Annotated in this window: 11 protein-coding genes; 10 read left to right on the plus strand and 1 reads right to left on the minus strand. The window is 69.9% G+C overall.

Features of this window, described 5'->3' with window-relative positions:
• From CXH06_RS12015 to CXH06_RS12040, 6 genes are all read left to right on the plus strand, one after another.
• Positions 1 to 984 carry a sugar ABC transporter permease gene (locus CXH06_RS12015; RefSeq protein ID WP_114855437.1) on the plus strand — a complete coding sequence of 328 codons (984 nt, stop codon included), beginning with the start codon at positions 1 to 3 and terminating at the stop codon, positions 982 to 984.
• Positions 985 to 989: 5 nt separating this feature from the next.
• Positions 990 to 1,940: a carbohydrate ABC transporter permease gene (locus tag CXH06_RS12020; RefSeq protein ID WP_114855470.1), complete on the plus strand. Its 951-nt coding sequence runs from the start codon at positions 990 to 992 to the stop codon at positions 1,938 to 1,940.
• 100 nt (positions 1,941 to 2,040) lie between these two features.
• The gene (locus CXH06_RS12025; RefSeq protein ID WP_114855438.1) at positions 2,041 to 3,690 is read left to right on the plus strand and encodes an extracellular solute-binding protein; all 1,650 of its coding nucleotides are present in this window, start codon (positions 2,041 to 2,043) and stop codon (positions 3,688 to 3,690) included.
• Between the two features lie 64 nt (positions 3,691 to 3,754).
• The gene (locus CXH06_RS12030; protein ID WP_114855439.1) at positions 3,755 to 5,248 is read left to right on the plus strand and encodes a GH32 C-terminal domain-containing protein; all 1,494 of its coding nucleotides are present in this window, start codon (positions 3,755 to 3,757) and stop codon (positions 5,246 to 5,248) included.
• A 331-nt stretch (positions 5,249 to 5,579) separates the two neighbouring features.
• Positions 5,580 to 6,923, plus strand: coding sequence for a M20/M25/M40 family metallo-hydrolase (locus tag CXH06_RS12035; RefSeq protein ID WP_114855440.1), 1,344 nt, complete (start codon positions 5,580 to 5,582; stop codon positions 6,921 to 6,923).
• The gene (locus CXH06_RS12040) at positions 6,920 to 8,350 is read left to right on the plus strand and encodes a DUF3100 domain-containing protein (RefSeq protein WP_198684066.1); all 1,431 of its coding nucleotides are present in this window, start codon (positions 6,920 to 6,922) and stop codon (positions 8,348 to 8,350) included. Before CXH06_RS12035 ends, CXH06_RS12040 begins: the two co-directional genes overlap by 4 nt.
• A gap of 13 nt (positions 8,351 to 8,363) precedes the next feature.
• Here the strand turns inward: CXH06_RS12040 and CXH06_RS12045 are convergent, their stop codons facing one another.
• Entirely contained in the window at positions 8,364 to 9,284 is a 921-nt protein-coding gene (locus CXH06_RS12045; RefSeq protein ID WP_157975718.1) for a hypothetical protein, read from the minus strand.
• Between the two features lie 205 nt (positions 9,285 to 9,489).
• Between CXH06_RS12045 and CXH06_RS12050 the strand changes: the two genes are divergently transcribed.
• The 4 genes from CXH06_RS12050 to recQ all read left to right on the plus strand — a co-directional run bounded on the left by CXH06_RS12050 (position 9,490) and on the right by recQ (position 12,679).
• Positions 9,490 to 10,074 carry a TetR/AcrR family transcriptional regulator gene (locus CXH06_RS12050; RefSeq protein WP_114855442.1) on the plus strand — a complete coding sequence of 195 codons (585 nt, stop codon included), beginning with the start codon at positions 9,490 to 9,492 and terminating at the stop codon, positions 10,072 to 10,074.
• On the plus strand, positions 10,068 to 10,430 hold the full coding sequence (locus CXH06_RS12055; protein ID WP_114855443.1) for a DoxX family protein: 363 nt from the start codon (positions 10,068 to 10,070) through the stop codon (positions 10,428 to 10,430). Before CXH06_RS12050 ends, CXH06_RS12055 begins: the two co-directional genes overlap by 7 nt.
• A gap of 168 nt (positions 10,431 to 10,598) precedes the next feature.
• The gene (locus CXH06_RS18715) at positions 10,599 to 10,727 is read left to right on the plus strand and encodes a hypothetical protein (RefSeq protein WP_255411451.1); all 129 of its coding nucleotides are present in this window, start codon (positions 10,599 to 10,601) and stop codon (positions 10,725 to 10,727) included.
• A gap of 74 nt (positions 10,728 to 10,801) precedes the next feature.
• Positions 10,802 to 12,679, plus strand: a complete 1,878-nt coding sequence (gene recQ, locus CXH06_RS12065) for a DNA helicase RecQ (protein WP_114855444.1) — start codon at positions 10,802 to 10,804, stop codon at positions 12,677 to 12,679.
• Positions 12,680 to 12,783 lie beyond the last annotated feature (104 nt).

A 12,783-nucleotide genomic window follows, 5' to 3' on the forward strand; every position in this document is an offset into this window, starting at 1 on the left:
ATGAGCACCGACACCGCCGTCGGGCCCCCGGTCTCCCGGACACCCGCCCCGCCTGATTCCGCCCCGCGCCCTGCGCGGCACCGCACGCTGCTACGACGATGCCTGCAGAGCTGGCAGTTATACGTACTACTACTGCCGGCCCTGGCAAGCCTCATCGTCTTCAAGTACTGGCCGATGTACGGCGCACAGATCGCCTTCCGCGACTACAACCCCGCGGACGGGTTCTTCTGGAGCCCCTGGGTGGGCCTCGAGCACTTCCGGACGTTCCTGGCCAGCTACCAGTTCGAGCGCATCGTCACCAACACGCTGACGATCAACACCGTGGGCCTGCTCATTGCCTTCCCGGTGCCGATCATCCTGGCGCTCATCGTCAACCAGCTGCCCAGCGAGCGCTTCAAGCGGCTCACCCAGACGGTCCTCTACTCCCCGTCCTTCATCTCGGTCGTGGTGGTGGTGGGCATGATCCACCTGCTGTTCTCGCCCAGCTCGGGCCTGGTCAACCACGCCATCACCCTCGTCGGCGGCGAGCCGATCTTCTTCATGGGCACCCCGGAGTGGTTCCGACCCCTCTACATCGGCTCGGACGTCTGGCAGAACGCCGGCTTCTCGATGATCATCTACCTCGCCGCGCTCACCGCGATCGACCCCTCACTCCACGAGGCCGCACGCATGGACGGCGCCAACCGCTTCCAGCGGATCCGCCACATCGACGTCCCCGGGATCCTCCCGGTCATCACAATCCTGTTCATCCTCGCCGTCGGGAACATCTTCAACCTCGGCTTCGAGAAGGTCTACCTCATGCAGACCGACTTGAACCTGCCCACCTCCGAGGTCATCAACACCTACGTCTACAAGGTGGGCCTGCAGGGCGCGCAGTTCAGCTACTCCGCCGCGATCGGCCTGTTCAACTCCGTCCTGAACCTCCTCCTGCTGCTGACCTTCAACGGGGTCGCCAAGCGGGCCAACCAGTCGAGCCTGTGGTGATCACGATGACAACCTCCACGAAGACACACCCCCTGCAGCACACCCCGTTCCGGACGCGCAGGCAGACCCTCGGCCAGCGCCTGGCCGATCCCCTGTTCCTCGTCTCCACCTACGGGATCATCGCCCTTGCGATCCTGGTGATCATCTACCCGCTCTACTTCATCGTCATCGCGTCGATCTCTGACCCGAACCTGGTCCAGCAGGGCAAGGTGTTCCTCGTCCCGCGAGGCATCACCTTCGACGGCTACGCGACGATCTTCGGCACCTCGACTATCGTGCGCGGGTTCCTCAACTCCGTCCTCTACACGGCCGTGGGCACGGCGGTCAGCGTCACGATGATCCTGTGCGGCGCCTACGCCCTGTCCCGCAAGGACATGCCGGGCCGGAACCTCTTCATGATCCTGTTCGTCATCACGATGTTCTTCGACGGCGGCATGATCGCCCGCTACCTGGTGGTCAAGCAGCTGGGCATGCTGGACACGATCTGGGCCGTGGTCCTGCCCGGCGCGGTGGGCGTGTGGAACCTCGTCATCGCCCGCACCTTCTTCGAGCAGAACCTCTCCCCTGAGCTGCGGGAGGCCGCGCAGATCGACGGCGCGAGCGACTTCCGGTTCTTCTTCGGCATCGCGCTGCCCCTGTCGAAGTCGCTCATCGTGCTCATGGTCATGTTCCACATGGTCGCGAACTGGAACGCCTTCTTCGACGCGATGATCTACCTCTCCGACGAGTCGAAGTACCCCCTCCAGCTCATCCTGCGCAACGTCCTCATCCAGTCGCAGGCCTCGGCCGGCGGCATGGACATGGCCTCGATGGACTCGACGGCGGCGGCCCAGAAGATGGGCGAGCTGCTGAAGTACTCGATGATCGTCGTCTCCACCATCCCGCTGCTCATCGCCTTCCCCTTCCTCCAGCGCCACTTCGTCAAGGGCGCCACTCTCGGCGCGCTGAAGAGCTGAGCTCGCAGCACCGCCTCGACGTCCCACGCTCACCGTTATACGTACCACCCGCTCCATCCCTCTCGTTCCGACCGACCGATCACGACGAAGGAGTCCTGCCATGACCACCACACCCGCCACCACACCCGCCACCACCCCCTCTCCCGCCGGGCCGTCGCCCGCACCTCTCACCCGTCGACGCTTCGCCCTGGGCGCCACCGCGCTCTCCGCAACCGCGCTGGGCCTCGCCGCCTGCGGCCGTCCCTCGGCGCGGGAGACCGAGGACCTGTCCGCGGACGTCGGCCTGACGGACTCCGGCCTCCCCGTGGTCGCCGACGAGCTGACCCTCTCCTTCGGCGGCTCGAAGTCCGCCCTGGCCCCGGAGTACGAGACCATGGAGCTGGTCCGGACCTGGCAGGAGGACTCGGGCATCGAGATCACCTGGGCCAACGAGCCGGACGAGGTGTGGGCCGAGAAGAAGAACCTCCTCCTGGCCAGCGGCGAGCTGCCCGACGCCCTGTTCAACACGGGACTGACCGACGCCGAGGTCGCCAAGTACGGCGACAACGGCACCCTCCTCGCCCTCGAGGACCTCATCCTCGAGCACGCCCCCACCCTCCACGGCATCCTCGAGCAGCGCCCGGACATCCGCTCCGCGATGACCACCTCGGACGGACACATCTACACCCTGCCCAGCGTCGAGGAGATGGGCCTGGTGGAGTTCCCCACCATGCTCTTCATCAACACCGTCTGGCTCGACGAGCTGGGGATGGGGGTGCCCACCACGGTGGAGGAGTACCACGAGGCGCTGCTGGCCTTCCGGGAGTCGAAGGGCTCCGGCGCGCTGCCTCTGTCCTTCATCGGCGCCGGCGCCATCGCGGACCTCATCGCGGCCCTGGGCGGGCAGGCGGACAACCCCGACCACCGCATCGTCCAGGACGGCGAGGTCCTCTTCACCGCGGACAAGGACGGCTTCCGCGACGCGATCGCGACTCTGCACACCTGGTACGGCGAGGGGCTCATCGATCAGGAGGCCTTCGCCCAGGACTACGTCACGTTCATCGCCAAGGGGAAGGCCGATCCGCAGACTCTGGGCTCCTTCTCCTTCTGGGAGTGCCCGGAGGTCGTCGGCCCCGATCGCGCCGAGCAGTACCAGATCGTGCCGATCCTGCCCGGCCCCGACGGCGTGCAGCGCGCCTGCGCGGCGAACAATCAGGAGATCAACCGCGGCGCATTCGCGATCACCCGGACCAGCCAGTACGCCGCCGCCACGCTGCGCTGGGCGGACATGCTCTTCGACCCGGTCATGAGCGCCCAGGCGAACTGGGGCCCGATCGGCATCTCCCAGGAGATGAACGCCGACGGCATGCTCGAGCAGATCCCGGTCAGCGGCGGCGAGACGGAGCAGGAGCGGCGCGTGAAGGTCGCCCCCGGCGGACCGAAGATCATCACCGCCGAGGACTTCGAGACCGTCGTGCTGCCCGAGCCGCGGGCGGCGGAGCGCCAGGGCCAGATCGCCGAGTTCTATGCCCCGCACCGTGCGAACGAGAAGTACCCGCCGGTGATGCTCTCGGTGGAGGAGCTGAACCGGATCAGCACCCTCGAGTCCGATGTCCGTACGCTCGTGGACGAGAAGGTCGCCACCTGGATCGTCAAGGGCGGCATCGAGGACGAGTGGGACGGCTACGTCGCCCAGCTCGAGCAGATCGGGCTCAGCGAGGTCGCGGAGGTCTACCAGGGCGCCTACGACCGCTTCACCGAGAACTCCTGACCGACGCCCGACCGGCCGGCGCCCGTCCCGCGGGCGCCGGCCCGCCCTCCCCATGGAAGAGCTCATGACCACCACTGACCTGCCCCGCTCCCGCGCCGACCTCCACCGCCCCCGGTTCCACCTCACCCCGGAGTCGACCTGGATGAACGATCCGAACGGGCTCGTCCTCCACGAGGGCACCTGGCACGCCTTCTTCCAGAACAACCCCCACGGGAGCCTGTGGGACAACATGTCCTGGGGCCACGCCGTCTCCACGGACCTGGCCACGTGGACCGCTCTGCCGGTGGCGCTGCCCTGTTCGGAGCAGGAGATGATCTTCTCCGGCAGCGTCGTCCACGACGCGCAGAACGTCTCGGGCCTCGGCACGCCGGGTGGGAGCGGGCCGCTGCTGGCCTTCTACACCAGCGCCTACTCCCCTGATCATCCGGAGCATCCCGGTATCCAGGCGCAGTCGATCGCGTCCTCGACCGATGACGGTATGACCTGGGAGTTCTATGCCGGAAATCCCGTGCTGGACCGCTCCTCGGCGAACTTCCGCGACCCCAAGGTCCTCTGGCATGAGGAGTCCGGGCGCTGGGTGATGGTCGCGGTCGAGGCCACGGACTACGCCCTGCACCTGTTCACCTCACAGGACCTGCTGCGCTGGGAGCCGGCCTCCGTCTTCCGCCATCCGTCCCTGGACGGCGGCATCTGGGAGTGCCCGGACCTGGTGCGCGTGCACGAGCGGCGCGCCGACGGGACCGCGGGGCGGGAGTCCTGGGCGCTGATCCTCAGCACCAATCCGGGCGGGCCCGCGGGCGGCTCGGGGACGTGGACGATCCTCGGTGACTTCGACGGGATCCGCTTCACGGCCTCGGCGGAACCGCAGCCGCTGGACCTGGGACCAGACTGCTACGCCGCGGTGACCTTCTCCGGCGTGGACGGAGATCCGGTGGTGCTGGGCTGGATGAACAACTGGGCCTATGCCGACCGGACGCCCACCGCGCCGTGGCGCTCGGCGATGACTCTGCCCCGCACGCTGCTCCTCGAGGAGCGACCGACGGGTCTCGCCCTGGTCCAGCGGCTGGTGGTGCCCGAAGGGCTGCGCACGATCGAGCTGCCGCCGCTGCCGGGCCCGCTCACGGCGGCTGTCCCGACGGCCGGCACCGATGCGGCATCCGCCCCGTCCGCCCTCGGCGCCGCTGCGCAGTCGCTCCAGCTGCCGGCACTCGATGCCGACGAGCCCTTCCGTCTGCGCGGCACGCTCGCGGCCGACGTCCCGCACCGCCTCGTGCTGCGCATCGGCGCCGACGCCCCCGCGCGCGAGCTGGTCATCGAGGTCGGTGCCGACGGAGCCCTCATCGTGGACCGCAGCGCCGCCCACGCGGAGCCCTTCGCGGCCGAGCACTCGCTCACCGCGCCGTACGTGCCGGCGGACGAACAGGCGGAGATCGCCGTCGATCTGATCGTCGACCGCTCCTGTGTGGAGCTGGAGCTCGACGGCGGCCGCGCCGTCGTCTCCGCGCAGATCTTTCCCGGTCCCGGCGCCGTCACCCTCCGCAGCGAGGCCCTCGACTGAGATCTGCCGCTGACTGGGGTGGTTCCCCGCTCAGCACACGGATCCCACTCTCTGCGATGAGCTGCTCCCTCCCCTGCTGCCGCAGGCAACTTCACCGCGCAATGCCCACCTGATTCCACGGTGAACCTGCCTGCGGCAGCTGGCGCTCGCTCCTTCCCGCACCGCGCCGGAGGGCGCCGAGCCCCGGGCCCTGTGCGGAGTGAGAGGCGGGGCTGGATGACCATGCGTGGCGTATCATGACCTCTTGGTCTCGACGCCCTGAGCCGCCTGGGCACACGTCGGCCACGGCGAGCGCAGTGCCAGCACACATCCCGCCGAGGAGCTCACCCCCATGACCTTCGACCGTCTGTTCCCCGAGGTCCATGACCTCGTGACCGGGCTCTGGGAGCATCCCGAGCTCGGCTACGCCGAGCATCGCACCGCCCGTGTGGTCGAGGAGTTCCTGCTCCGCCACGGCGACGGCCTGCCTGTCGAGCACTTCTCCACCACCGGGCTGAAGGTGTCGCTGCCCTCCGCCGCCCCGGCGGACCCGCAGCGCCGCCGTCTCGCCGTCGTCGCCGAGCTCGACGCCGTCATCTCCCCCGCCCACCCGGACGCGGATCCGGCCACCGGCGCGGTCCACGCCTGCGGCCACCACACGCAGGTGGGCATCGCCCTGGCGGTCTTCGCGCACCTGGTCGCCACCGAGGCCTGGAGGCAGGCGGACATCGACCTGTCCTTCGTCTTCGTCCCCGCCGAGGAGTTCGTGGACCTCGCCCACCGGGCCGAGCTGCGCGAGCGCGGCGAGATCACCTGGTTCGGCGGCAAGCCTGAGGCGATGATGCTGGGCGTCTTCGACGACATCGACGCGGCCGTGTGCCTCCATGCCATCGGCGGCCGGCAGGACGGGCCCACCATCGAGATCGACTGCGACCTCGCCGGCTTCCTCTACAAGACCGTCGAGTTCGAGGGCACCGCCTCCCACGCGGGGCTGGACCCCTTCAGCGGGACCAACGCCTACTCCATGGCGACCCTGTTCACGACCGCCCTGGGCCTGGGCCGGCAGCAGCTGCGCGAGGACGTGCTGGTGCGCATGAATCCCGTCATCCCCGCCAGCGAGATGACCACGAACGTGGTGCCGCACCGGGTTACGGTCGGCACCGACGTGCGCTCCACGGACCTCGACTACCTCGGCGAGGTCGCCGCGCGGGTGGACCGCGCCGCCCACGGCTGCGCCGCCGCGCTCGGCGGCACCGCGCACATCACCACCGAGATGGGATACCTGCCCTTCGTGCAGGACCGCACCATGTCCGGCGCATTCCGGGACGCCTTCGCGGAGGACGACGCGATCACGACCCTCATCGAGGACCGCGGGGCGATCGCCGCCGCCGGCGACGCCGGGGACCTGTCCTTCCTGGTGCCGACGGTCCAGCTCTCCTACGGCGGCTTCGACGGCACCATCCACGGTCGCGATTTCTCGATGATCGACCCCGAGCACGTGCTGATCGCCGTGCCGAGGCTGTTGGAGCGCGCCCTGCTGGTCATGGGCCGTCACCTGCCCGACCCGCTCCCCCGCCGCTCGTACGCCCAGTACGTCGACGCCCTCGACGCGATCACGCCGGTCCCCGCCGGAGCGCGAGCCGCTCTGGGGCCGGTGGAGAGCGGCGCCGCCGCCCGGACCCAGGAGACCCGATGAGCCAGAACTCCACCCCCGCGCCGCGCCCCGACGCCGCGAGCCGCGCGGCGGGCCCCCTCGGCCGCGGCGGCGCCGCGATGGACATGGCGCTCCTGATCGTCCTGGTGGTGCTGACGATCGCGGCCGCCGAGGGCATCGGCCTGCGCATGCTGCCGATCACCCCGTCGATCACCATCACCGTGCTGCCCCTGGTGTTCGCCGTGCTCATCACGATGATCCTGGGCATCCCCGTGTGGCGGAAGGGCATCCTGCGCCGCGTCTACTCGCCGCGGAACGTCGGTTTCTCCGGCGCCTTCCTCATCATCATCATGCTGCCGCTCATGGCGCGCTACGGGGCCGACGTCGCCCCGCGACTGGGCGAGATCCTCTCGATCGGCTGGGTGTTCCTGCTCCAGGAGCTCGGCAACCTCGGCACGGTCCTGCTCGGTCTGCCGATCGCGCTGATGCTGGGCCTGCGCCGCCACGCGATCGGCTCGACGCTGGGCCTGGGACGCGAGGGCGAGCTGGCCTACATCTCCGAGAAGTACTCCCTGAACTCCGACCCCGGTCGCGGCGTGCTGTCGATGTACCTCATGGGAACCCTGTTCGGCGCGCTGTTCTTCTCGCTGGTCGCGCCGATCCTGCTGGGCACCGGCCTGGACGTGCGGGCACTCGCGATCGCCTCCGGGCTGGGCTCGGCCTCGATGATGACCGCGTCCTCCTCGACGCTGGCCGCGCAGGTGCCGGACATGCAGGACACGATCGTCTCCTATGCCGCCGCGAGCCAGCTGCTGACCAGCTTCATCGGCACCTACACGATGGTCTTCCTCGCCGTCCCGCTGCAGCGCTTCCTCTACAACCTGTTCATGCGCGGCAAGGACCACCTGCCGAAGACCGGCGCGATCCCCGCCGCGGACGTCACCGACGCCGCCGCACAGAAGGGCGCGACCCCCACGGCAGCGACCCTCTTCACCGGCCAGCGCTACATCACCTTCGTGGCCGTGCTGCTGCTCTCGCTCGCCCTGGTGCTGTTCACGCAGCAGATGAAGCTCTGGGTGAATCCGGAGTCGACCCCGATCACCGCGCTGACGCTCGGCGGGCTCGCGACGCTGTGGCTGTTCGCTCTGATCGGCATCGTCATCGGCGACCTCATGACCATCAGCCGCGTGCCCGTCCTCCGCGACTTCCCGGTGCTGGGCTGGGTCTCCCTGGTATCCCTCGCCGGATGCCTGGCCTGGAGCGGCTTCGTCGACGCGATCGGGGCGGTCGACTTCCTGTCGCTGACCACCCCGATCCTCGCCTTCGCCGGGGTCAGCGTCGCCGACCGCCTCGTGGACCTGTCCAAGACCTCCTGGAAGATCGCGATCACGGCGGTGTTCGTGTTCCTGGGCACCTACGTCGGCTCCGCGCTGCTCGCTCAGTTCGGGCTGAGCGTCTCGGGAGCCTGAGCCGGGGCGCGGCTCAGGCGGCGGCGCGGTCCTTGTCCGCTCGGGAGGGCGAGGGGATCTCGAGGTCTCCGTCACCGGTCCCGGTGGCCGCCACGCGTCGCCGCGCCGCGGCCATCGCCGCGTAGGAGGGGAATTCGGCGCGTCGGGCGGCGCTCGTCCACGTGTGTCCGCGGCGAACACGGTCGAAGGTCCCGGTGAGCCTGGTGCGTGTCGTCTCCCGCACCGAGGCGTGCGGGAGCCGGCGCTCGAGATCGTCGATGCTCGTCAGGGCCTCCTCCCACCGGTCGTGGGGCATCACCGGGATCGGGGCGCGCGATCCCTGCTCGCGCACGATCCGTTTGACGGCGGTCCGCCCCGTCTCGTAGGAGATCCATCCCGCCGCATCGACCGCGATGCGCCAGGAGAGTCCGGAGCGGACCAGGGCTGCGGCATCGTGGAAGCGACGACGGTCGGTCACGCTCATCGGCATCGTGGCCAGCGCTCTCTCGAGACCGAGCAGTCGGGCCGGGACCTCGCTCCCCGCCGGGGTGCGTGGCGCCGACGCCAGGGTCTTCTCGCGCCGGGCGTCGAAGTGGTCACGGACCGCGAGCCAGGCGGGTCCCTGGCGCGTGATCGCCCCGGATCCGTACCCGATCCCGGCATGCTCCCTCAGCCATGCGGTCACCAGGCCTCCACGCCCCAGGACCGCCCACAGCCAGACCCCGCGGGAGAACTCACGCCGGATGCTCATCGCGCCGATCTCCCGGAGGTCGGCGGTGACGTCCACCGTGATGATCTCCCAGCTCTGCGGATCGCTCTCGACGATCGCCGCCGCCGGGATCTCCCGTTCGGCCAGTCGCCTGCTCACATGTCGGCCGGTGAGGTCGATCCCCGCCATGGTCCACGCCGCCAGCGCAGCACGGGCCTCGACGAAGAGCGATCCCGGCCCTGCCACTCGATGAAATCTGTGTCCACGTGCTGCCGCCATCTCGTATCCCTCGTGCCCCTTTCGGCTCATGTCGGCAGGACTCTAACGACGGGCTCCGACAGACGGACCCTCGGCTCCGCGCTCCCCAGATGACCGGGGACTACCTTGCCGCGGCGGTGGTGATGCAGTAGCCTGAACACGTTCACTGAACGTGTTCACCGAAGGGGCCCCCATGCCGCGCCGTGATTCCCGGAACGCCACCCGCGCCCGCGTGCTCGCCGCCGCGGACCGCCTCTTCGTCGAGCGCGGATTCGCGGCCACCACCGTCCGCGAGATCGCGACCGCCTGCGAGGTGAGCGTCGGCACGGTGATGTCCGTCGGGGACAAGGAGAGCCTGCTGGTCCAGGTGTTCGACCAGCACGTGGCGCAGCTGCAGAGCCGGCGCCCGGCGTCGGAGCCCGCGGCGAGCTCTGACACCGAGCGGATCCTCGCCCTGGTCGCACCGATCGTCGAGCTGTACATCGAGCGTGCGGAGCTGGCCCGCACCTACGCCTCGATCCTCGTCGGCGCCCGGCACTCCTCGATCCTCATCGACGAGCTCGCCGCGCAGCTCATCGAGGAGTTCACCGGCATCCTCGCCGGCGACCAGCCGCGCCCCTCCCCGGAGGACAGAGCGCTGGCGACCGCGCTCTACCACGCCTTCGTCGGGGTGCTCTACACCGGGGCGGCCCGCCCGGGCGCCTCACTGCAGCAGCTGCCCGAGACGCTGCGATCCACCGTCACAGCCCTTCTCACGACCAGGGAGCACCCATGCTGATCCTCCTGCCCGAGCTCTGGTGGCCCACGATCCTGCTGGCCGCAGTCCTGGTCGGCGATGCGGCGCTCTCGCTGCGCCCACCGGGATTCATCCGCGACTGCCTGGACGGAGTGCGATTCCCCCGCGAGTGGTGGTGGACCCTCATCGTCATCAAGCTGGTCGCCGCCGCAGGTCTCGTGGTCGGCCTTTGGGTGCCCGGCATCGCGGCCGCGGCGACCACCGGGGTGGTCGCCTACTTCGTGTGCGCCGCTGCCGCGCATCTGCGCGCCCGCTTCCTCGGCGTGTCCTTCTGGGTGAACTGCCTGGGGATGCTCGCCCTGTCCGTGGCGGTGCTGCTGTCCACGCTTCTGGTCTGAGGCCGCCTGCCGTTCAGGCCCTGACTACGATCGGATCCCATACAGCCACGCAGTGCGAACCGTGACTTCTCGGCGTACAACGCCGCCCAGGCGAGCAGGGACGTGCGACCCCTGGCTTAGCGCGCGGCCGCGCTGTGGTGGAACGCCGTAGGGACGGCCGCGGCGCCCGTGCCCCGGGCGATCGAGCTGGGCTGCGGGGCCGGTATCGAGGAGCTCTCCGAGGTCGAGCGCGACGGCCACTCCTTCTCCGGTCCCAAGCACTGGCACACCTTCACGGTCATCGCGCGCCGGGCCTGAGTCCACGGTGCACTCGTCCACACTCCCCCGCCTCCGCTCGCACCCCGTCACCACCCCCGCCTAGAGTGACGACCATGGATTCCTCGACCGCCGCCGACCCGATCTCCGCACTCCGGGACGGCGATGCCGCGCAGACCGATGCGGCGCTCGAGATCCTCTCGAGGGTCTTCGGCTATGACTCCTTCCGCGGGGACCAGGCCGCGATCATCGACCAGCTCGCAGGCGGCGGGGACGCGGTGGTGCTCATGCCCACCGGCGGCGGCAAGTCGCTGTGCTACCAGATCCCCTCCCTGCTCCGCGAGGGCACGGGGATCGTGGTCTCGCCGCTGATCGCCCTGATGGCCGATCAGGTCGCCGCGCTCGAGGGCGTCGGCATCCGCGCCGCCTTCCTCAACTCCACTCTGGATTTCCACGAGGCCCAGGCCGTGGAGCAGCAGCTGCTGGCGGGCGAGCTGGACCTGCTGTACATGGCGCCGGAGCGCCTGGTCCTGCCCCGCACCCAGCAGCTCCTGCACCGGGCGCAGCTCGCCCTGTTCGCGATCGACGAGGCGCATTGCGTCTCCCAGTGGGGTCATGATTTCCGTCCCGACTACCTGGGGCTGTCCGTCCTCGCCGAGTCCTTCCCGACCGTGCCGCGGATCGCGCTGACGGCGACGGCCACCGAGGCCACCCATCGCGAACTCACCGAGCGTCTGCAGATGCAGCAGGCGAGGCACTTCGTGGCGAGCTTCGACCGCCCCAACATCCAGTACCGGATCGAGCCCAAGGCCAGCCCCCGCGAGCAGCTCCTGCGCCTGATCACCACCGAGCACGAGGGCGACTCCGGCATCGTCTACTGCCTCTCGCGCAAGAGCGTCGAGCAGACCGCCGAGGCGCTGGTCGCCCGCGGCATCCCCGCCCTGCCGTACCACGCAGGGCTCGACGCGGCCGTCCGCCAGGACCACCAGGAGCGCTTCCTGCGGGCCGAGGGGCTGATCATCGTGGCGACCATCGCCTTCGGGATGGGCATCGACAAGCCCGACGTCCGCTTCGTCGCGCACCTGGACCTGCCCAAGTCCATCGAGGGCTACTACCAGGAGACCGGCCGTGCGGGCCGCGACGGTCAGCCCTCCACCGCCTGGATGGCCTACGGGCTGGGCGACGTCGTCAACCAGCGGAAGTTCATCGACACCGGCGAGGGCAGCGAGCTGTTCAAACGCAACGCCCGCTCGCATCTGGACGCCATGCTCGCGCTGTGCGAGACCGTCACCTGCCGCCGCGTGCAGCTGCTGCGCTACTTCGGCCAGGACTCGGAGCCCTGCGGCAACTGCGACACCTGCCTGACCCCGCCCAGCACCTGGGATGCGACGGTGCCGGCGCAGAAGCTGCTCTCGGCCCTGATCCGCCTGGACCGCGAGCGCGGCCAGAAGTTCGGTTCCGGTCAGGTCATCGAGGTCCTGCTGGGCCGGGACAATCCGCGCTCGGCGCAGTCCCGGCACGAGGAGCTGAGCGTCTGGGGCATCGGCACGGAGCTGAGCGAGAAGCAGTGGCGCACCACCCTGCGCCAGCTGCTGGCCCGAGGGGTCGTCGAGGCCGAGGGCGAGTACGGCGTCCTGATCCCCGGGCCGAACTCCCCGGCGGTGCTGCGCGGCGAGGAGACAGTCGAGCTCGCGGTGGACCGCGCCCCGCAGCGCGCGGCCCGCGGGGGCGGACGGCGCGCGGCCGGCGGCTCCCGGGCGGCCGACTCCCTCGAGCCCGCGCAGCTCGAGCGGTTCGAGGCGCTGCGCACCTGGCGGACCTCGGTCGCCTCCGAGAAGCAGATCCCGCCGTACATGGTGTTCTCCGACGCGACTCTGGTGGGGATCGTCCAGGCCCGGCCCACGACGGTGTCCCAGCTGGGCGGCGTCAGCGGGGTCGGCGCCAAGAAGCTCGCCGAGTACGGCGAGGCCGTCCTGGAAGCGCTGCCGGAGTGAACAGCACCTCGACTATCCTGCCGCCTATCGACAGGACGTGACGAGGGGGACCACCATGACCGCACCGGGGACGCCGAACGGCCCGCAGGACGCGAACGGGCCGA

The sequence above is a fragment of the Brachybacterium sp. YJGR34 genome, assembly GCF_003347015.1.
Lineage (GTDB): Bacteria > Actinomycetota > Actinomycetes > Actinomycetales > Dermabacteraceae > Brachybacterium.